The 19,894-nt window shown below is 73.0% G+C and carries 16 protein-coding genes and 5 tRNA genes; 7 read left to right on the top strand and 14 right to left on the bottom strand.

Translation table 11 applies throughout. From position 1 onward, the window contains the following. Positions 1–67: 67 nt before the first annotated feature. Positions 68–604, top strand: a complete 537-nt coding sequence (locus ABZY12_RS28165) for a DsbA family protein (RefSeq protein ID WP_356895125.1) — start codon at positions 68–70, stop codon at positions 602–604. On the opposite strand, the gene ABZY12_RS28160 is transcribed toward ABZY12_RS28165, so the two are convergent. From ABZY12_RS28160 to ABZY12_RS28150, 3 genes are read right to left on the bottom strand one after another with little or no spacing between them, the layout of a single operon-like run. Then, entirely contained in the window at positions 601–1,440 is an 840-nt protein-coding gene (locus ABZY12_RS28160) for a GNAT family N-acetyltransferase (RefSeq protein WP_356895123.1), read from the bottom strand. The genes ABZY12_RS28165 and ABZY12_RS28160 overlap by 4 nt on opposite strands. Before the next feature lie 42 nt (positions 1,441–1,482). After that, entirely contained in the window at positions 1,483–2,313 is an 831-nt protein-coding gene (locus ABZY12_RS28155; RefSeq protein ID WP_356895121.1) for an aminodeoxychorismate lyase, read from the bottom strand. Continuing rightward, positions 2,310–3,362: a chorismate-binding protein gene (locus tag ABZY12_RS28150; protein ID WP_356895119.1), complete on the bottom strand. Its 1,053-nt coding sequence runs from the start codon at positions 3,360–3,362 to the stop codon at positions 2,310–2,312. The genes ABZY12_RS28155 and ABZY12_RS28150 overlap by 4 nt, the downstream gene beginning before the upstream one ends. Positions 3,363–3,617: 255 nt before the next feature. Between ABZY12_RS28150 and ABZY12_RS28145 the strand changes: the two genes are divergently transcribed. The 5 genes from ABZY12_RS28145 to ABZY12_RS28125 all read left to right on the top strand — a co-directional run bounded on the left by ABZY12_RS28145 (position 3,618) and on the right by ABZY12_RS28125 (position 4,098). Next, positions 3,618–3,690: transfer RNA gene (locus ABZY12_RS28145), tRNA-Gly, on the top strand. A gap of 38 nt (positions 3,691–3,728) precedes the next feature. After that, positions 3,729–3,802 (top strand) — tRNA-Cys (locus ABZY12_RS28140). A gap of 1 nt (position 3,803) precedes the next feature. Beyond that, positions 3,804–3,875: transfer RNA gene (locus ABZY12_RS28135), tRNA-Val, on the top strand. Positions 3,876–3,910: 35 nt separating this feature from the next. Continuing rightward, a tRNA-Val gene (locus ABZY12_RS28130) sits at positions 3,911–3,982 on the top strand. A gap of 41 nt (positions 3,983–4,023) precedes the next feature. Continuing rightward, positions 4,024–4,098, top strand: a tRNA-Val gene (locus tag ABZY12_RS28125). 123 nt (positions 4,099–4,221) lie between these two features. Here ABZY12_RS28125 and ABZY12_RS28120 read toward each other — a convergent pair. The 3 genes from ABZY12_RS28120 to ABZY12_RS28110 form a co-directional block, all read right to left on the bottom strand. Beyond that, positions 4,222–4,509, bottom strand: a complete 288-nt coding sequence (locus ABZY12_RS28120) for a zf-TFIIB domain-containing protein (RefSeq protein WP_356895117.1) — start codon at positions 4,507–4,509, stop codon at positions 4,222–4,224. A 38-nt stretch (positions 4,510–4,547) separates the two neighbouring features. After that, positions 4,548–5,477 carry an aminoglycoside phosphotransferase family protein gene (locus tag ABZY12_RS28115; protein WP_356895115.1) on the bottom strand — a complete coding sequence of 310 codons (930 nt, stop codon included), beginning with the start codon at positions 5,475–5,477 and terminating at the stop codon, positions 4,548–4,550. 904 nt (positions 5,478–6,381) lie between these two features. Next, positions 6,382–6,549, bottom strand: coding sequence for a hypothetical protein (locus ABZY12_RS28110; RefSeq protein WP_356895113.1), 168 nt, complete (start codon positions 6,547–6,549; stop codon positions 6,382–6,384). A 525-nt stretch (positions 6,550–7,074) separates the two neighbouring features. Between ABZY12_RS28110 and ABZY12_RS28105 the strand changes: the two genes are divergently transcribed. Further along, complete coding sequence (locus tag ABZY12_RS28105; RefSeq protein ID WP_356895111.1) at positions 7,075–8,232, top strand: serine/threonine-protein kinase; 1,158 nt, start codon at positions 7,075–7,077, stop codon at positions 8,230–8,232. A gap of 26 nt (positions 8,233–8,258) precedes the next feature. Here ABZY12_RS28105 and ABZY12_RS28100 read toward each other — a convergent pair whose 3' ends face one another. The 8 genes from ABZY12_RS28100 to ABZY12_RS28065 all read right to left on the bottom strand — a co-directional run bounded on the left by ABZY12_RS28100 (position 8,259) and on the right by ABZY12_RS28065 (position 19,424). Further along, complete coding sequence (locus ABZY12_RS28100) at positions 8,259–9,077, bottom strand: RNA methyltransferase (protein ID WP_356895109.1); 819 nt, start codon at positions 9,075–9,077, stop codon at positions 8,259–8,261. An 81-nt stretch (positions 9,078–9,158) separates the two neighbouring features. Next, positions 9,159–10,391 (bottom strand): uroporphyrinogen-III C-methyltransferase, encoded by a 1,233-nt coding sequence (cobA, locus tag ABZY12_RS28095; RefSeq protein ID WP_356895107.1) that lies wholly within the window; start codon positions 10,389–10,391, stop codon positions 9,159–9,161. Between the two features lie 234 nt (positions 10,392–10,625). Next, complete coding sequence (gene cobT / locus ABZY12_RS28090) at positions 10,626–14,330, bottom strand: nicotinate-nucleotide--dimethylbenzimidazole phosphoribosyltransferase (RefSeq protein WP_356895105.1); 3,705 nt, start codon at positions 14,328–14,330, stop codon at positions 10,626–10,628. A gap of 305 nt (positions 14,331–14,635) precedes the next feature. Beyond that, positions 14,636–15,844 carry a precorrin-6y C5,15-methyltransferase (decarboxylating) subunit CbiE gene (gene cbiE / locus ABZY12_RS28085; protein WP_356895103.1) on the bottom strand — a complete coding sequence of 403 codons (1,209 nt, stop codon included), beginning with the start codon at positions 15,842–15,844 and terminating at the stop codon, positions 14,636–14,638. A 77-nt stretch (positions 15,845–15,921) separates the two neighbouring features. Continuing rightward, positions 15,922–16,557: a GNAT family N-acetyltransferase gene (locus ABZY12_RS28080; protein ID WP_356895101.1), complete on the bottom strand. Its 636-nt coding sequence runs from the start codon at positions 16,555–16,557 to the stop codon at positions 15,922–15,924. 165 nt (positions 16,558–16,722) lie between these two features. Further along, the gene (locus ABZY12_RS28075) at positions 16,723–17,583 is read right to left on the bottom strand and encodes a MetQ/NlpA family ABC transporter substrate-binding protein (RefSeq protein ID WP_356895099.1); all 861 of its coding nucleotides are present in this window, start codon (positions 17,581–17,583) and stop codon (positions 16,723–16,725) included. A 123-nt stretch (positions 17,584–17,706) separates the two neighbouring features. Continuing rightward, positions 17,707–18,375 carry a methionine ABC transporter permease gene (locus ABZY12_RS28070; RefSeq protein WP_356895097.1) on the bottom strand — a complete coding sequence of 223 codons (669 nt, stop codon included), beginning with the start codon at positions 18,373–18,375 and terminating at the stop codon, positions 17,707–17,709. Further along, positions 18,372–19,424 carry an ATP-binding cassette domain-containing protein gene (locus ABZY12_RS28065; RefSeq protein ID WP_356895095.1) on the bottom strand — a complete coding sequence of 351 codons (1,053 nt, stop codon included), beginning with the start codon at positions 19,422–19,424 and terminating at the stop codon, positions 18,372–18,374. The genes ABZY12_RS28070 and ABZY12_RS28065 overlap by 4 nt, the downstream gene beginning before the upstream one ends. Positions 19,425–19,894: the final 470 nt, after the last annotated feature.

Below are 19,894 nucleotides of genomic sequence, written 5' to 3'. Positions count from 1 at the left end.
ACCCGGGGGCCGATCTCCTCCCCAGGTCCCGGTTGGGCCACGCCGCACGGGCTGAAAGACTGCTCCCATGAGTGACTCCACCACCACGTCCGCCTCCTCCCCCGTCGTCCTGGAGGCATGGTTCGACCTTCAGTGCCCCGACTGCCTCCGTGCCCTCGACGACGTGCGCGCGCTGCGCGAGAAGTACGGCGAGCGCGTCGACGTACGGCTGCGGCACTTCCCGCTGGAGAAGCACAAGCACGCGTACGCCGCCGCCCAGGCCGCCGAGGAGGCGGCCGAGCAGGGCAAGGGCTGGCCGTACACGGAGGCGCTGCTGGCCAGGACCGCGGACCTCGGCGAGCGGGGCGAGCCCGTGCTGCTGGAGGTGGCGCGCGAACTCGGTCTGGACGCGGAGGAGTTCGACACCGCCCTGATCGACGGCCGGCATCTGCTGGTCGTCGACGCGGACCAGGCGGAGGGCAAGGCGATCAAGGTCACCGGCACCCCCACTTATGTCGTCGACGGGACCCGTCTCGACGGCGGCAAGAGCCAGGACGGCCTGCGCGAGCGCATCGAGGAGATCGTCGACCGCCTGCTCGCCGCCGCCGGCCGGGACGACTCCTAGAGGAGCGCCTTGTAGCTGTTGACGTGCGTGGTGCGGTAGCCCAGCGACTCGTAGAGGCGGATCGCCGGGGTGTTGCCGGTGAAGACATGGAGTCCGAGCAGGCTCTCCCCGGCGTCGAGGGCGACCCGTTCGGCGAGCAGCATCAGCGCGCGGCCCACGCCGCGCCCGCGCTGGGCCTCGGCGACCTCGATGTCGTACACGTACGCGCCGTTCCGCCCGGGACTCAGCTCGCGCCGTCCGGTCCAGAGCTGTCCGACGACCTGCCCGTCCCGTGTCACCACGTGGATCGCGACGCCAGGGCTGGCCAGACCTCGCGGCAGGTTCTCGCGGTGGCTCGCCTCGGCCTTGGCGCGCGCCTGCTCCTCCGGCACCCCACGGTCGATCCAGCTCCGCGCGAAGTCCTCCTTGGCCTTCGCCTCCCACGACACGAACTCCGCCTCCGTCATGGGGCGGATCTCGACGCCCGGCGGGAGCGCGGGCGGCTCCGCCGGCAGTTCCTTGTCCATGTTGCGGCTGCGTTCGGCGTAGCCGAGGGAGGTGGCCATCCGCAGCGCCGCCTCGGCGCCGACGGGGACGGAGATCTGGATCTCGCGGCAGCCCCAGCCGCGGAGCACCTCCTCGGCGGCGAGCGCGGCGACGGTGCCACGGCCGCGGCGGCGATCCCGCTCGTCGATGTTCAGATCCTCGATCACACCGGACGCGGCGCCGAATCCGGGTGCGGTGGTGAGGTGGACGGAGCCGACGCGACGGCTGTTCACACACACGTCGTAGGTGCGTGAACGGCCGCCGTCGGGCGTCTGCTGGAGCGGCCCGGCCGGCCGCAGGGTGGTGGTCATCAGGGGTGTTGTACCCACCTGACGGCCCCCCGTCATCCGCTTTTACGCGAGGCGCGGGTCCCGGTCCGCCGCCGCCCGCTCGTCGAAGACCCGCATCGCCTTGGCGGTGACGGGGCCGGGCGCGCCGGACAGTTCGCGTCCGTCGACCCGGTGGACGGCCTGGATGTCGCGGAGGGTCGAGGTAAGGAAGATCTCCTCGGCGCGGTCCAGGACGTCCAGCGGGAGGTCGCTCTCCTCGGCACCGGTCCACTCCACGGCGAGGGCGCGGGTGATGCCGGCGAGGCAGCCGGAGGAGACGGGCGGGGTGTGGATCCGGCCGTCGAGCACGACGAAGACGTTGGAGCCGGTGCCCTCGCAGAGCCGCCCGACGGTGTTGGCGAACAGCGCCTCGGAGGCGCCCTGTTCACGCGCCCTGGCGAGGGCGACGACGTTCTCGGCGTACGAGGTGGTCTTCAGGCCGGTGAGCGCGCCGCGCTCGTTGCGCGTCCAGGGGACGGTGATGACGGCGGTCGTGTCGGGGCGGCGGCTCGTCTCGCCGAGCGCGACGACCAGTCCGGTGCCGGCGTCGCCGCGTTCGGAGCCGAGCGGGGAGACTCCGCCGGTGTACGTGATGCGGAGCCGGCCGAGCTCCATCGGGTTGGCCTCCAGGACGGCGGCGCAGGCGCGGCGGACCTCGTCGAGGTCGGGGTCGGGCAGGCCCAGGCCGCGCGCGGAGCGGGTGAGGCGCTCCAGGTGCAGGGTGAGGGCGAAGGTCTCGCCGCGTTCCGCCTTGACCGTTTCGAAGATGCCGTCGCCGACGGTCAGGCCGTGGTCCAGTACGGACACCCGGGCTTCCGCCGCGTCGTACAGTCCGCCGTTGACCCAGAGTTTCATCGAGAAATGGCCTTTCCGCTCGCCTCGTACGTGCCCGACGCTACCGCCAGCAGGCGGGACGCCTTCAATTCGGTCTCCGCCCACTCGCGCTCGGGGTCGGAGCCCCAGGTGATGCCCGCGCCGGTGCCGAAGCGCAGCACGCCGTCGGCACGGTCGATCCAGAAGGTGCGTATCCCGACGGCCAGCTCGGCGGTGCGTCGGTCGGCGTCGACCCAGCCGATGCCACCGCAGTACGGGCCACGGGGGGCGGTCTCCAGGGCCGCGATGATCCGCAGGGCGCTGGACTTGGGGGCGCCCGTGACGGACCCGGGCGGGAAGGTGGCGTCGAGCAGCTCCCGCCATCCGGCCTCCGCCTCGAGCTCGCCGCGGACGGTGGAGACGAGGTGGACCAGGCCGGGGTGGGGCTCGACGGCACAGAGCTCGGGGACGGTGACGGACCCGGTCGCGCAGACGCGGCCGAGGTCGTTCCGCACGAGGTCCACGATCATCACGTTCTCGGCGTGGTCCTTCTCCAGGAGATCCTCGGCCGTCCGGCCGGTGCCCTTGATGGGACCGGACTCGACGGTGCGGCCGTCACGGCGCAGATAGAGCTCGGGGGACGCGGTGGCGATCTCGACGCCGTGGGCGGGGAGGCGAATCGTTCCGGCGTACGGAGCGGGGTTGCCGCGCGCGAGCAGCGCGGTGAGGGCGTCGACGTCGGCGGTCTCCGGCTCGGGCAGCGGCGCGGACATCACCCGGCAGAGATTGGCCTGGTAGACCTCGCCGCGCGCGATGTGCTCGCGGATCCGCCGGACGCCCGCGGTGTACGCGGCGTGGTCGAGCGAGGACGTCCAGTCACCGACGGCGGGGCCGCGCCAGGCTCCCGGCACGGGGGCGGGAACGGGGTCCGGCCGCACGTCGCCGAAGCGGGCGCAGGTCAGACGGCCCTCGAAGTCCGCGGAGACGGCCCAGAAGCCGGCGGAGTCGAGGGCCTCGGGGTCATGGGTGACATCCCGCAGGTCGGTCGCGACGAGGCCGCCGAAGCGGGCCAGGGGAACGAGGTCGTGCACGGGTGCGAGTCTAGGGCGGGCGGGGGCCCGGCGTCGGGGGCGTACGAGGGGGCGCGCGACCAGGAGCGGGTGAGGGCGGGGAGCCACGCCGGGAACACGGGGAGTGAACGCCACACGAACGCTCCCGGACCCCCGGCCGGGTGCGTGGCCAAGCGCGCAGCTCAGCACGCTGCGGAAACGCGTTTTTGTACTGGCCCGGGAATCCGCTAGAGTTCAACACGTCGCCGGGACGCGCAAGCGAAACGGAAACGACAAGCGGACGTGGCTCAGTTGGTAGAGCATCACCTTGCCAAGGTGAGGGTCGCGAGTTCGAATCTCGTCGTCCGCTCGATGTGGGGGATCTTCCCGAACCCCCGTTTCACTCCTGGTGGAGTGGCCGAGAGGCGAGGCAACGGCCTGCAAAGCCGTCTACACGGGTTCAAATCCCGTCTCCACCTCCAAGGACGATTAGCTCAGCGGGAGAGCGCTTCCCTGACACGGAAGAGGTCACTGGTTCAATCCCAGTATCGTCCACTGGTCCGTAAGGATCTTGGTCCGCAAGGATCCCCGCGCGATTAGCTCAGCGGGAGAGCGCTTCCCTGACACGGAAGAGGTCACTGGTTCAATCCCAGTATCGCGCACGCAGTAAAACCCCTGGTCCTGTATGGTTTGGGACCGGCCCGCGCGATTAGCTCAGCGGGAGAGCGCTTCCCTGACACGGAAGAGGTCACTGGTTCAATCCCAGTATCGCGCACCACACGAAGCCCCCGGGCGCCTCTGGCAGCCGGGGGCTTCTTCGTGTCCACTGCCCCTCCTCCGGCCTCCGGACGAGACCTCGTCCGGAGGAGCCCTGCTTGAGGAGGGCATCGTCAGGAGGACCTCAGGAGGAGAAGAGCATCCGGCCGAAGCCGCGCTGGCGGTAGTGACCGCCGTGGTGGCCGCCGTGGTGCGGGGCGCCCCAGGCGGGGGCCGCGGGGGCGGGCTGGGCCGGGTACGCGGGCGGGGCAGGGGCCGGCGGGGCCTGCTGGACCCACTGGGACTCCAGCCGGGTCAGGGACTCCAGCTCGCCGTAGTCGAGGAATATCCCGCGACAGCCGCTGCACTGCTCGATCTGGACGCCATTGCGGTTGTACGTGTGCATCGCTGCATGGCACTTGGGGCACTGCATGTCGACTCAACTCCCTGCCGTCGGAATGTGCTTTCACTCTATGCGGACGCGGGCGGGGCCAACTCGGTTCGTCCGGAGCCTATTCGGGCGCAGGTGTCGATCATCACCTCCTCGACCTCGTCGAGGACGCGGTTCTCGGCGGCGGCCTTGGCGAGGGCGAGCGCGGCGGTCTGCACGGTCAGGGCGCGGGCGGGCAGGTCCAGACGGGCCCACGGGTCGCCGAGGGCGGCGGCCGGCCCGCCTTCGGCCTGGTACGCGCCGAGGAACCGGGACCAGACCTCCGGGGGAAGGATGCCCGCGGCGAACCAGGCGGCGGGGCGGGCCAGGTCCCAGGCGGGGTCGCCCACGCCGAGGTCGTCGACGTCGATGAGGAGCCAGGGACCGTCGGGCGTGCCCGGCTCGCGCACCAGCTGGCCGAGGTGGAAGTCGCCGTGGCAGAGGAGGCCGGAGGTGGCGACGGACGCCTCCGGGACGGTGCGCCAGGCGCGCAGAACGGTTTCGACGGCGGAGCGGGGTGCGGCGTCCGCCCGGCGCATCCGCTCGACGGCCAGGGCGGCCTTGACGGGGGCGCGCATGGGCGGAAGGCCGGCGGGCGGCGCGGTCCGGTGCAGTCGGGCCAGGAGCCGGGCCGCGTCCTCCCAGGGGGCCGCGTCGGGGTCGGCCGGGTCGACGGGGGTGCCGTAGGGCCAGGCCGTGAGGGGGCGGCCGTCCACGGTGCGGTCGGGGTGGGCGAGGGGCGGGAGGAGGACGCCCTGGAGCCGGGTGTCCGCGGCCACCGCGATCCGCGCGCGATGATCCTGACCGCCGGTGCCGGGCGCGTGTGCCTTGAGGACGAGGGGGCCGTGCCGCACGACGGTGCCGTCCTCGCGGTCGGCGAGGACCGCGTGGGGGCAGGCACAGGGAGCGGGGTCCGCGTGGGCGGCGTCGCGCGCGAGAGAGCGCAGCAGGTCGAGATCGGGTGCGAGCACGTGGGGAGCGTACGCCGCGCGCGCCTCCGCCGGCGGCGGGGGAGACTCCCCCACCCCACCCCTTCCCGAAACCCTGCCGGGGGCTGGTGGGTGGGTGAGGGCTGTCCGGGGGCTCCGCCCCCGAGCCCCGAAGCGGCGGCTTCGCCGCCGACCGCGGGGGAAAGCCGGGCAGGACGGCGGGGCACCCGGGGGAAGACGACGCCGCAGTACGGGGGCTCCGCCCCGAGCCTGGGCGGGAGCTCCGCGCCGGGCACGGGAGGACAGTGTGATCCGATCCCACGGCGGGGAAGCGAGGCGCCTGACCGGGCGGCAGCCCCGCGCGGGCGTGGGAGGACGGTGGGTCCCGCGGCGGGGAAGCGAGGCGCCTGACCGGGCGGCAGCTCCGCGCCGGGCACGGGAGGACGGTGTGGCCCCCGCGGTGGGGAAGCGAGGCGCCTGACCGGGCGGCAGCCCTGCACCGGGCACGGATGACGGTGTGGCCCCGCGGCGGGGAAGCGAGGCGCGCGGCCGGGCGGCAGCTCCGCGCCGGGCGTCGGAGGACAGTGTGATCCCGCAGCAGGAAAGCAAGGCGCCTGACCGGGCGGCAGCCCCGCACCGGGCACGGGAGGACGGCGTGGCCCCGCGGCGGGGAAGCGAGGCGCGCGGCCGGGCAGTTCCGCGCCACCGCGCCGCCCGCGCAGAGGCAGCGACGGGGGTGGCACTCCCCGTGGGCGGGGACCGCCCGCGAGGGCGGCAGGGCTCCGGGCCGGCGGGAGTGGGAGGCCGCGGGCGTGGGGAAAAGCGCGAGGGCCGGTCAGCTCCCCAGCTGACCGGCCACACGCTGCCGTCCGCCGCACCCCCGTCCCCACGGGGTTGTTGGCCGGATGTCCCGACCCGGGCCGCTCTCCCGGGTCCGGGGCGCCGCTCAGCGCCCCAGCATCACGCCCACGGACGACGCCTGAGTGACCACCGCGTCCCAGCCGCCGAAGACGACCACGAGCAGGGTCGCGAGAGGGAGGACCATGGCGGTCGCCACCAAGGGGTGACGCCGGCTCGAAGGGCGGGGGTTCATCCGCGGTGCCGTGTACGCCATGGGTCCTCTCCTGTCGTGTCTGACAGCGGCGGGTGTCTGACCTCGGGGGACGAGTGCTGCACCCGCCGCTTGCCTTCAACATTAGGGACCGGGCACCGCAGGGACGTCATGCCCGCGTACCGACTTCCGGGCCTCCCCGAGGATGACCCGCGACCCCACGGCGTACTCCCCTGGGTGGAGAGAGACCGCGTCAGGACTGAGGGTCTTCCCGGAGGGGCCCGGGCCCTCGTGCGGCCGTGGAACGGGGCGCACGGACGACCACCCCGGTGCGCGTGACTTCGCTCACTTCGATCGCCCCCCGCCCGCCCCCCACTTCGTACGTCCGTGTCCTGTCCCCGGCCTCCACGACCATCTCGACCGAACCCCCCTTTCCCGAAGGGACGTTGGAGAATCGGCCGGCTCTGATCACCCCTCAAGTGTCCTCCCCAGCACTGACAATCGATCCCTGTGCGAGGGCGCGGCCTATGAGCACACCGGGGCGCCAATACGTAAGCTGTGCCTCGTCGAACGGACGAGGGGACGGACATGGCGATGATGCGGCTCCGGCGCGAGGATCCGCGGATCGTCGGGTCGTTCCGCCTCCACCGGCGGCTCGGCGCCGGCGGGATGGGGGTCGTGTACCTGGGATCCGACCGGCGTGGCCAGCGCGTCGCGCTGAAGGTGATCCGGCCGGACCTCGCCGAGGACCAGGAGTTCCGGTCGCGGTTCGCCCGCGAGGTCTCCGCGGCCCGGCGCATCCGCGGCGGCTGCACGGCCCGGCTGGTCGCCGCCGACCTGGAGGCCGACCGTCCCTGGTTCGCCACCCAGTACGTGCCCGGCCCCTCGCTGCACGACCGCGTCGCCGAGGAGGGGCCCCTGCGCGCCGCCGACGTGGCCGCGATCGGTGCCGCGCTGTCGGAGGGCCTGGTCGCCGTACACGAGGCCGGGGTCGTCCACCGGGACCTCAAGCCGTCGAACATCCTGCTGTCCCCCAAGGGCCCCCGGATCATCGACTTCGGCATCGCCTGGGCCACCGGGGCCAGCACCCTCACCCATGTGGGCACGGCCGTCGGCTCCCCCGGGTTCCTCGCGCCCGAGCAGGTACGCGGCGCGGCCGTCACCCCGGCCACGGACGTGTTCTCGCTCGGCGCCACCCTCGCGTACGCCGCGATGGCCGACTCACCCTTCGGGCACGGCAGTTCGGAGGTCATGCTCTACCGGGTGGTGCACGAGGAGCCCCAGCTGCACGGCGTACCGGACGCGCTCGCCCCGCTCGTCCGGGCCTGTCTGGCGAAGGACCCGGAGGAACGTCCCAGCACGCTGCAGCTGTCCATGCGGCTCAAGGAGATCGCCGCACGTGAGGCGCAGGGCCTCCCGGCCTCGCGCCCGCCGGCGCAGCGGGAGCGTACGGAGCAGGCGACGGCGACGGGCAGTCGGCCGACGGAGCGGTACACCGAGCGCACGACGCAGGGGCGGGGGCGGGGGCCGGCCTCGCGGCCGTCCGGTCCCCGCACCGGCGGTTCACGTGCCTCGCAGTCCCGTCCCGACGGCCGGCCCGTGCCTTCCCGGGCCGGTGGCCGTACCACCTCGACAGGTCGCAGGCCCGCCAACCCGCGCCTGCTGCGCCAGCGCCTCTTCGTCTTCGTCGTGGTGACGCTGGTGGTGGCCCTGGGCATCGCGGCCGCCCAGGCCCTCCAGGGATAGCGACGGGACCGGCTCGGCCCGGCCGGTCAGCTCTCGGGCCGGCCGCTCGCCACCGCGTAGAAGGCGACGGCGGCGGCCGCGCCCACGTTGAGGGAGTCGACGCCGTGGGCCATCGGGATCCGGACCCACTCGTCGGCGGCGCGCAGGGCCTGCGTGGACAGGCCGTCGCCCTCGGCTCCGAGCATCAGCGCCGCCCGCTCCAGCGTGTGCGGGGCCGCGACGTCGATCGGGGTCGCCTTCTCGTCGGGGGTGAGCGCGAGCAGCTTGAAGCCCGCCTCCCTGACCGCCTCCAGGCCGCGGGGCCAGGTCTCCAGGCGGGCGTACGGGACGGAGAAGACCGCGCCCATGGAGACCTTCACGGACCGGCGGTACAGCGGGTCCGCGCAGTCCGGGGAGAGCAGGACCGCGTCCATGCCGAGCGCGGCGGCGCTGCGGAAGATGGCCCCGATGTTGGTGTGGTCGTTGACCGATTCCATGACGGCGACCCGGCGAGCGGTGCTCAGGAGTTCCTCGGCCGTCGGCAGCGGCTTGCGCTGCATGGAGGCGAGGGCGCCGCGGTGCACGTGGTAGCCGGTGACGCGCTCGGCGAGGTCCGGCTGCACCGCGTACACGGGCGCCGGGACCTCGTCGATGACGTCGCGCATGACGTCGACCCACTTGGCGGAGAGCAGCATCGACCGCATCTCGTAACCGGCCTGCCTGGCCCGGCGGATGACCTTCTCCCCCTCGGCGATGAACAGCCCCTCGGCGGGCTCGCGTCTGCGTCGCAGCTCGACGTCGGTCAGGCCGGTGTAGTCGCGCAGTCGCGGGTCGTCGGGGTCGTCGATGGTGATGAGTTCGGCCACGAGGTGATACTGCCTTGTCCGGGATGCGGTGCCAATGTGTGGTGCGGGGTTCCGTTACCCCTGGTTACTTCAGGAGCCTCGTCACTTCACGAGCTTGTCCGGGCCCTCGCCCACGACCTCGCCGATGACGATGACGGCCGGCGGGCGGACCTCCTCGGCCTTGACCGTCTCGGCGACCGTGGCCAGGGTCGCGTCCACCCGGCGCTGGGTGGCCGTGGTGCCCTCCTGGATCAGAGCGAGCGGGGTCTCGGGGTCCTTGCCGTGGGCGACGAGCGCCTCCGCGATCTTCCCGATCTTGTCCACGCCCATGAGGATCACCAGCGTGCCGGTGAGCTTGGCCAGCGACGCCCAGTCGACCAGTGAGCGCGGGTCGTCCGGGGCGACATGGCCGCTGACGACGGTGAACTCGTGCGCCACACCGCGGTGGGTGACGGGGATCCCGGCCGCTCCGGGGACGGAGATCGAGCTGGAGATGCCGGGGACGACGGTGCACGCGATGCCCTCGGCGGCGAGGGCCTGGGCCTCCTCCATGCCGCGCCCGAAGACGAACGGGTCGCCGCCCTTGAGCCGCACGACCGACTTGCCGGCCTTGGCGTGCTCGATGAGCGCGTTGTTGATGGCCTCCTGGGCCATGAAACGGCCGTACGGGATCTTCGCCGCGTCGATCACCTCGACGTGCGGGGGCAGTTCGTCGAGCAGGTCACGGGGGCCGAGGCGGTCGGCGATGACCACGTCGGCCTCGGCGAGCAGCCGGCGGCCGCGGACGGTGATCAGGTCGGGGTCGCCGGGTCCGCCACCGACGAGCGCGACGAAGGAGGTACGGGAACGGTGCTGCGGGGCCGCGATCGAACCGTCCCGCAGGCCCTCGACGATGGCGTCGCGCACGGCGGCGGAGCGGCGGGGGTCGTGGCCGGTGAGCACCGCCACGGTCACGCCCTCGCTGCGTCCCGTCGCCGGGGTCCAGGCCGTGGCCGCCTCGGCGTCGTCGGAGCGCACGCACCAGGTCTTGGTCCGCTCGGCCTCGGCGGAGGCGGCGGCGTTCGCGACGGGGTCGCTGGTGGCGACGAGCGCGTACCAGGCGTCGGCGATGTCCCCGTCCTCGTAACGGCGCTTGACCCAGGTGATCTCGCCGGCCTCCGCCATGGCCTCGACGGACGGGGTCGCGGACGGGGAGATCAGGGTCACGTCGGCGCCGGCGGCGATGAGGGCGGGGAGCCTGCGCTGGGCGACCTGGCCACCGCCGAAGACGACGACGCGGCGGCCGGAGAGGCGGAGCCCGACGGGGTAGGCGGGGTGCTCGGGGTGCTCGGCCATGGGTGTGCGGCTCCTCGGAGGGCAAGCGTGGGCGGGGCCGCTGCGGCGGTGAAGCGGCTGGTGGGACGCGGTTTCTTCGACCTGGGACCCACGATATCGGTCACCGGGGGTGGGCGGCCTGTGACCCATGTCCCTCCGCGCTCGCGGACGATCCGCAGGGGTCTCCCCCGGCGGATCGCCACGACGGTGGCAGGAGCGGCGAATCCACGGACCTCCGCGCCGCCCCGGCCGGGACTACTTCTCCGTCACACCCGCCGAGTCGAACGTCGCGACCTCGTGCATCGCGCGGGCCGCGCTCTGGACGATGGGGAGGGCCAGGAGCGCGCCCGTGCCCTCGCCGAGGCGGAGGTCGAGGTCGACCAGGGGGCGCAGGCCCAGCTTGTTGAGGGCGGCCACATGGCCCGGCTCCGCGCTGCGGTGGCCCGCGATGCAGGCCGCCAGGGACTCGGGCGCGATCGCCCGGGCCACCAGCGCCGCCGCGCCCGTCGAGACACCGTCCAGGACGACCGGCGTACGCAGCGACGCCGCGCCCAGGATCAGACCGACCAGCGCCGCGTGCTCCAGGCCGCCGACCGCCGACAGGACACCGATCGGGTCCGCCGGGTCCGGCTGGTGGAGGTCGAGGGCGCGGCGGACCACGTCCACCTTCCGCGCGTGCATCTCGTCGTTGATGCCGGTGCCACGGCCGGTGACCTCGACCGGGTCGACCCCCGTGTACACCGAGATCAGCGCCGCCGACGCCGTCGTGTTGGCGATGCCCATCTCACCGGTCAGCAGCGCCTTGTTGCCCGCCGCCACCAGGTCGCGCGCGGTCTCGATGCCCACCTCGATCGCGGCGAGCACCTCCTCGCGCGTCATCGCGGGACCGGTCGTGAAATCGCCCGTACCTGCGCGGACCTTGCGGGGCAGCAGCCCCGGCGTGGCCGGCAGCTCGGAGGCGACACCGACGTCGATGACGCAGACCTCCGCGCCGACCTGGTTGGCGAAGGCGTTGCAGACCGCGCCGCCGCCGAGGAAGTTCGCGACCATCTGGCCGGTGACCTCCTGCGGCCAGGCGGTGACGCCCTGGGCGTGCACCCCGTGGTCGCCGGCGAAGATCGCGACGGCCGCGGGCTCCGGGATCGGCGGCGGGCACATCCGGGACAGTCCGGAGAGCTGTGCGGAGATGATCTCCAGCATGCCGAGCGCCCCGGCCGGCTTCGTCATCCGCTTCTGCCGCTCCCACGCCTCGCCGAGCGCCTTCGCGTCCAGCGGACGGATGTTGGAGACGGTCTCCTGGAGCAGGTCGTGCGGCTCCTCGCCGGGCAGGGCGCGGCGGCCGTACGTCTCCTCGTGGACGACCCAGGACAGGGGGCGGCGCTTGGACCAGCCCGCCTGCATCAGCTCGGGCTCCTCCGGGAACTCGTCGACGTAACCCACGCAGAGGTACGCGACGACTTCGAGGTGCTCGGGCAGGCCGAGGGCGCGGACCATCTCGCGCTCGTCGAAGAAGCTGACCCAGCCGACGCCGAGGCCCTCGGCGCGGGCGGCGAGCCAGAGGTTCTCGACGGCGAGGGCCGAGGAGTACGGCGCCATCTGCGGCTGGGTGTAGCGGCCCAGCGTGTGGCGCCCGCCGCGGGTGGGATCGGCGGTGACGACGATGTTGACCGGGGTGTCGAGGATGGCCTCGATCTTCAGTTCCTTGAACTGCTTCGCCCGGGCCTTCGGAAGCGACTTGGCGTACGCCTCGCGCTGACGCTGGGCGAGCTCGTGCATGCTCCGGCGGGTCTCGGCGGAGCGGATGACGACGAAATCCCAGGGCTGCGAGTGGCCGACGCTGGGGGCCGTGTGGGCGGCCTCCAGGACCCGGAGCAGCACCTCGTGCGGGATCGGGTCGGAACGGAACCCGTTGCGGATGTCGCGGCGCTCGCGCATGACGCGCAGCACGGCCTCGCGCTCGGCGTCGGCGTACCCGGGGGCCGGGGCGCCGAGGACCTCGGGGTCGGGTTCGGCGTCGGCGTCGGGCTCGGCTGCGGGCTCGGGCGCCGGTTCGGCGTCGGCGGCGGGCTCGGCGGCGGTTTCGGCCTCGGGCGCGGGCTCGGTGACGGCGGCGGGCTCGGCGGCGGTTTCGGCCTCGGGCGCGGGCTCGGTGACGGCGGCGGGCTCGGCGGCGGTTTCGGCCTCGGGCGCGGGTTCGGCCACGGCCTCAGGCGCAGGCTCGGCCACGGCCTCAGCGTCGGCGGGCGTGGGCTCGGGCTCGGCGTGAACCTCGCCCTCAGCGGCCTCGACCTCGACGTGGGCCTCAGCGGCCTCGGGCTCGGCTACCGGCTCGGGCTCGGGCTCGGCTACCGGCTCGGGCTGCTCCGCCTCCGCCTGGACCTCCGCCTCGGTCTCGGTCTCGGTCTCGATGACCGCCTCGACGACCGGTTCGGCCACGACCTCAGGCTCGGCGGGCGCGGCCGCGACCTCGGGCCCTGCCTCCTGTGCCTCAGCGTCTACGGCAGCCTCCGGCTGCTCCTCCGCCGGCTCGGCCACGGCCACCTCCGCCACCGGGATCTCCTCGGCGACGGTCTCGACCACGGGCTCGGGCCGAGGCTCGGCCTCGGCCGGCACCTCGGCCTGCGCCGCGGGCTCCCCCACCCGTGGCGCGGGAACGGTCGCCACCGGGGCCTCGGGCTCGGGCTCGGCTACGGGCTCGGGCTGCTCCGCCTCCGCCTGGACGGCCGGCTCCGCCGCGGGCTCCTCGGCCGGCTCCGCCTCGGCCACCGGCGTCGGCGCCAGGTGGGGGGTCGTCGGGACGGTGCCCTCGACCTGGACGAACTGACCGACCGTTTCTGCGGGGCCCGGCGCCGTCTGGGGCGTGACGGGCTGCTGGGGCTGCGGGTCCCACGGCACGGCGCCCTGCGGCGCGGCCTCGCCGAACTGGGGGCCGGCCGACGGCGCGGATCGCTCCTGCGGGTCCTGCGGGATGTCGAGGTACTCGGGGCCGGTCGTCGGCGGGCCCTGCACTCGGGTCGGCATCGGAGCCGGTGCCGCCGCCATGGCGGCCGGAGCGGGCTCGGGAGCCGGTACGGGCGCGGCGGCCGGTGCCCCGGCGGGGCCGCGATCGGCCAGCGAGCGCACCACTCCCCCGGAGTTGTCCGGCACGGGCGGGCCCATGTGCAGCGGGCGGCGCGAGGGAGGCGCGGTGGGAGCGGCGGGCGGCGGCATGCGGACGCCGCTGAGGTCGACGGAGCCGGAGTCACGGCCGGCGGCCTCGTGGGCGCCGGTGTCGAGGACGCCGGGTTCGTAGCCGTGGTGGGTGACGACGGGCTCCTGCTGTGCCGTCGGCACGCCGTGCGCGGGGGTGGAGACCGCCTGGGCCGCGTCCGGAACACCGTGCGCCGGGGTCGCGACGCCCTCCCCGCCCGCGGGAACACCGTGCGCGGGAGTGGCGACGCCCTGGGCCGCGTCCGGAACACCGTGCGCCGGAGTCGCGATGCCTTCCGCGCCGGCCGGGACACCGTGCGCCGGAGTGGACACGCCCTGCGCGGGGTACTGCCCGGGGACTTCCTCCGTCGGCACGCCGTGCGGCGGGGTGGAGACGGGCGTCTGCACGGCCTGCTGAGCGTGCGGGACCTGGCCCATCGGCGCCTGGGCGGCGAGTGCGTCGGCGAGCGGCCCGGCCAGCGGATCGGTGAGGGGGTCCACCATCGGATGCTGCCCCGATGCCTGACCCGGCACCACCGGCTGCGCCGCGGCGGGCGGCGGTACGGCGACGGGCGCCGCCGGGACCACGCCCGGCTGGTGCTCGCTCCACGCGCCCTGCGCGCCCGGCATGAGCAGCAGGTCGTCTTCCTCGGCTGCGTTCTCGGAGGGGTCCAGGAAGGTGTACGCGCCCGGAGCGGGGATGCCCGGCTGCTCGACCATGCCTGCGTTCTCCGGCAGCCCCTCGCCCGGGACCTGGCCGGTGTCCGTCATGCGTACCCCTCGCCCATCGCTTGTGCTCCTTCAGACCTTCGCCCGTCAACAACAACGAGCGTGCGCGCCGTGCGGCACGAATGACGCGCGGACACCCAAGCATTGTCGCGGCCTTCGGCCATCGTGGCAGGCAGATCCGCCACGGTGCGCTGTGGACTGCGCCACGTCGCGCGTCCCCCCGTTGCTCCGTACCACATCAGCGACCCAAAAGAGCCACTTCATCCGGACATTGGCGAACAAAGCGCCGAACGTACCGGTGCGGTACAACAATCGGCCAGCCTACCTCGCCCGCCGAGAGCACTGGATCACGGGGCGCGATCGATCCTGCGCCCGGAGAGCAGGAAGACGACGGAGCGCTCGCGTTCCGTCCAGTCGCCGGGGTCGAGGCCGACGCTCTGCAGCAGGGCGCATTCGACGGTGTAGCCGCCGTCGGCGAGGGCCGCGCCCAGGGCCTCGGCCTCGTCGCGGGTGGAGGCGTGGGTGACGATCCGTTCGGGCCTGCGGTCGGTGCAGGCGGTGACGACGGGCACCCCGCCGCCTCCGATCCGTACGACGTCCGGCTCCGGAAGGCGTTCCAGTACATGCGGGGCGCGGCCGGGTACGACGTGCAGCTGGACGCCGGAGCGGCGGGCAGCGGCCTCGGTGCGGGCACAGGCGGTGGAGTCGGCGTCCACCGCGATGACAGCGGCGCCGAAGCGGGCGGCCTCGACCGAGAGCGCCCCGCCGCCGCAGCCGATGTCCCAGACGAGGTCGCCGACGCGCGGGCCGATGCGGGCGAGTTGGGCGGCGCGCAGGGAGGGGGTGGCCCCGCGTCCCTCGCCGTACTCCTCGTGCTCCTCGGCGGGCAGGGCCCAGCCCCGTACGGCCGGGGTCTCGTGACCCATGAGCCAGCCGCCGCCGTGGCCGTTGGAGGAGCCGCCGATGACGATGACGACGTTGGGGTCGCGCCAGGCGTGGTCGGCGGCCTTGTCGGAGGTGAGGACGGAGACCTGTTCGCGGTCGGTGCCGAGTTCTTCGCAGATGACGAAGGTGCGGTGGACGCCGTCGAGGAGGAGGGCGAGCTCGGCCGGGCCGGCGCCGGGCGAGGTGAGGACGGCGACCTTCGGGTGGGCGCGGCAGACGTTGACGGCGCGGCGCAGGGTGCGCTGGTGGGCGACGACGATCCGGGCGTCGTCCCAGGGCATGCCGGCGCGGGCGAAGGCGGCGGCGACGGAGGAGACGGCCGGGACGACCTCGACCTCCAGGCCGTGCTCGGGGGCGCGCAGGGTGCGGACGACGCCGAAGAAGCCGGGGTCGCCGTCGGCGAGGACGACCGCGGTGCCGCGGTGGCCGGCGATCCGGCGGGCGGCGAGGTCGACGCTGCCGAGGCGGATGCGTTCGGCGCCGGGCGGGACCTCGGGCAGGGCGAGATGGTGTGCCGCCCCGGCCACGAGGGTGGCGGCGGAGAGCGCGGACCGGGCCGCTGCGGTGAGGGGCGAGCCGTCCCAGCCGATCACCGTCACCCGGTCGGCCATCGTCGTCTGTCTCCTGAGGTGTGTCGTTGCAGGTCGGGGGCGTGTCGAGGGTACCCGTAGCCGGTCGGCCCCGGCGATCAGCTCCAGTCGGCGTACGAGGAGTATCCGGCCTCGGTCATCTGGTCGTCGACACCTTCGAGGTCCTCGGGGAGGAGGCCCCAGACGATGAAGTCGGTGCGCAGGTCGGTCCACCCGCCGTCCTCGGTGCGGGTTCGGGCTATGCAGGCGCCGCGCAGGACGCCCTCGCTGATGCAGCCGATCTTCTGGGCGACCTGCTGGGAGGCGGTGTTGTCGGCCGCGGTGCGCAGTTCGATGCGCTCGAAGCCCTGGTCGCCGAAGAGCCATTGGGCGGTGGCGAGCGCGGCCTCGGAGGCGTACCCCTCACCGCGGGCCCACGGGGCGACGATGTACGACAGTTCGGTGGAGCGGACGCGCCAGTTGGTCTTGCTCAGCTGGATCACACCGACCAGGCGCTGGGTGAGGAACTCGGTGACGGCGAGGTCTATGCCGCGTCCGGCGGCGCGTTCGGCGGGGGCGTACTCGGTGATCCAGGTGTGCGCGGCCGCCTCGGTGAAGGGCTGGGGCACCGCGGTCCAGGCGGCGACCAGTTCGTCGTTCATCATCTCGGCGAGGGCCGGGGCGTCGGCCTCTTCGAGTGCGCGCAGCACCAACCGGTCCGTGCTGATGGAGATGTCCGGAAAGGTGGTAGTCATGCGCAGCTCCATGCCGAGGACCGTCCGAATCGACCGTGAACGCACAGCATGCAGCATGCAGCCGTCGGTGCGCATGGCCGGGTCCGATGTGTGAAGGAGGCGACGAAGGCCCCGCGCACCGGACGGGATGCGGGGGCCTTCGTCACAAGGACTGTACTGCGGGCCTTACTTGGCGACGGCGCCGAAGGCCGGAACGACCGAGCCGTTCTTGTACGTGTCCTCGATGTACTTCTTCACCTCGGGCGAGTTGAGGAGCTTGGCGAGCTTCCGCACGCGAGCGTCCTTCTCACTGCCCTCCTTGACGGCGAGGAAGTTGGCGTAGGGGTTGCCCTCCGCCTTCTCCAGGGCCAGGGAGTCGGTGGCCGGGTTGAGCTTGGCCTCGATGGCGTAGTTGCCGTTGACGACCGCGGCGTCCACGTCGTTCAGGGCGCGGGGCACGGTGGCGGCCTCCAGCTCCTTGAACTCCAGGCCCTTCTTGTCGGTGATGTCGGAGAGCCTGCCGTTGGAGCCGACGCCGTCCTTGAGGGTGATCAGACCGTTGTCGGCGAGCAGCTTGAGTGCGCGGCCGCCGTTGGTGGTGTCGTTGGGGACGGCGACGGTCTGGCCGGCCTTGAGGTCCTTGAGGTCCTTGACCTTCGTGGAGTAGAGGCCGAGGGGCTCCAGGTGGACGTTGACCACCGGGACGATGTGGGTGTTGTTCTTCTTGTTGAAGTCGTCCAGGTACGGCTTGTGCTGGAAGAAGTTGGCGTCGACCTGGCCGGACTCGGTGGCGGTGTTCGGCAGGACGTAGTCCGTGAACTCCTTCACCTCCAGCTTCAGGCCCTCCTTGGCGGCCAGCTCGTCCTTGACGAAGTTCAGGATGTCGGCGTGCGGCGTCGGGGACGCGGCGACGACCAGCGGCTCGTCGGCGGACGCGGCCGAGTCCTTGGTGGAGGACGGGTCCGACGAGGTGCCGCAGGCGGTGAGGCCCAGGGCGAGCGCGGCGGTGGCGGCGATACCGGCGGTGAGCTTGATGTTGTTACGCACGAAAAGTGCCTCTTTCAGGTGGTGCGGTGGACGCCTGGACAACAAGTCCGGGCTCTTCTTCGAGGAACGAAGTCTGTGGGGGTGCGCGGTGTCGGCCGCCCGACGGCGGCTACACGGTGGCGGTCACGCGGTGCGTCCCCGGCGGGCGAGGAGCCGGACGGCCAGGTCGCCGATGAGCTGCACGATCGTCACGATCACGATCAGGACGACGACGGTGACCAGCATGAACTGGGTGTCGAAGCGCTGGTATCCGTAGGTGATGGCCTTGGAGCCGAGTCCTTCGCCGCCGACCGCGCCGGCCATCGCGGAGTAGCCGATGAGCACGATGACGGTGGTGGTGACGGCGGAGACGAGCGAGGGCAGCGACTGCGGCAGCAGCACCTTGCGGATGATCGTCGGCACCGAGCCGCCCATGGACTGCACGGCTTCGACCAGGCCGTGGTCGACCTCGCGGATCGCGGTCTCGACGAGGCGCGCGAAGAACGGGATGGCGCCGATGGCCAGCGGCACGATCATCGCGGTGGGACCGATGAAGGTGCCGACGACGAAGGTGGTGAAGGGGATGAGGGCGATGAGCAGGATGATGAACGGCAGCGAGCGGCCGATGTTCACGATCACGCCGACGACCTTGTTGACCACGGTGTTCTGCAGCAGTCCGCCCTTGTCCGTGAGGACGAGGAGGATGCCGAGCGGCAGTCCGCCGAGGATGGTGACGACGGTGGCCCACAGGACCATGTAGAGGGTGTCGACGGTGCCCTGCTCCAGCAGGGGCTGCATCTCGGACCAGGTCACTTGGCACCTTCCTTGACCAGTACGGGCGCCGCCTCGGGCGCGGTCTCCTCGTCGACGACGTCGACCTGGAGGCCCTGCTCGCGCAGGAAGCCGACCGGGACGACGTTCTCCTCGTACCGTCCGGGAAGTTCGATCCGCATCCGGCCGATCTGCCGGCCGCCCACGGTGTCCATCGCCGCCCCGAGGATGGAGATGTCGACGTTGTACGTACGGGAGAGCTGGGAGATGACCGGCTGGGTGGCGGCCTCGCCGTGGAAGGTGACGTCGACGACCGTGCGGTCGGGACCGCTGGGGGCGCCGCTCACCGGGAAGAGCTCGGCCGCGAGCTGGGAGCCCGGGGTGGCGAGGAGTTCGCTCACGGTGCCGGACTCGACGATCCGGCCCTTCTGCATCAGCGCGGCGGAGTCGCAGATCGTCTTGACGACGTCCATCTCGTGCGTGATGAGCAGGACGGTGAGGCCGAGCTGCCGGTTGAGGTCGCGCAGCAGCTGGAGGATGGAGCGGGTGGTCTCGGGGTCGAGGGCGCTGGTGGCCTCGTCGGAGAGCAGCACCTTCGGCTCGCCGGCCAGAGCGCGGGCGATGCCGACGCGCTGCTTCTGGCCACCGGAGAGCTGGCCGGGGTAGGCCTTGGCCTTGTCGGCGAGGCCGACGAGGTCGAGGAGCTCCAGGGCGCGGCGGGAGCGCTCGGCGCCGGAGACGCCGAGGATCTCGAGCGGCAGCTCGATGTTGTCCTTGACCGTGCGCGAGGACAGCAGGTTGAAGTGCTGGAAGACCATGCCGATGCTGCTGCGCGCCCGGCGCAGCTCCTTGCCGGCACGGCGGCCGGTGGCGGCCAGCGCGGTGAGGTCGACGCCGTCGACGGTCACGGTGCCGGAGGTGGGGCGCTCCAGGAGGTTGACGCAGCGGATGAGCGAGGACTTGCCGGCGCCGCTCTGGCCGATCACGCCGAACACCTCGCCCTCGCGGACATGGAGGTCGACACCGTCCAGAGCGGTGACCTGGCGGCCTCGCGACTCGTAGACCTTGGTCAGGCCCGAAGTGGTGATCACAGGGGTTTTCCGTCACTGTCGAGTGCGCGGCGCGGGGTCCGCCGGGCACGGGGCATTCGTCGTTCGGACAGTCAGGCGCAGATCGGCTGGTTTCGGCGGGTGGCCGGGAGGCAGCGCGTGCGCGGGGCAGGAGCGGTCCGGCGCCATGTGGCGGGCGGATCGGCTCGGCCGTCGGGTCTCGCTTCGGGGCGCGAGACGCAGGCGGGGGCCCTCAGAAGGCGCACATTCGACACATACAACGAGCACCGGGCGTGCTGATCGCCTCGGTCGCAAGGGTGCGGCTGCTCGTCGTGGTCATGGCTGCAAGTAAAGCACGCGGGTGTTCGACCGCCTGGGGGCTGTCCGAATAGCGGACGCGTTTCGTGCGCCATGCGGACAGATCCTCGAGCCGTACCAGCCGGTCGCGCTCTCCACCCGGCCGTCCGTGGCCTGCGCGGATGCCACCGACCGGGCGGTCGCGACGAGCCCGG

Origin of the sequence: Streptomyces sp. NPDC006551 (assembly GCF_040611675.1) — a bacterium.
In the GTDB taxonomy this organism is placed as follows: Bacteria; Actinomycetota; Actinomycetes; order Streptomycetales; family Streptomycetaceae; genus Streptomyces.
This window is presented reverse-complemented; position numbering and strand designations above follow the sequence as displayed.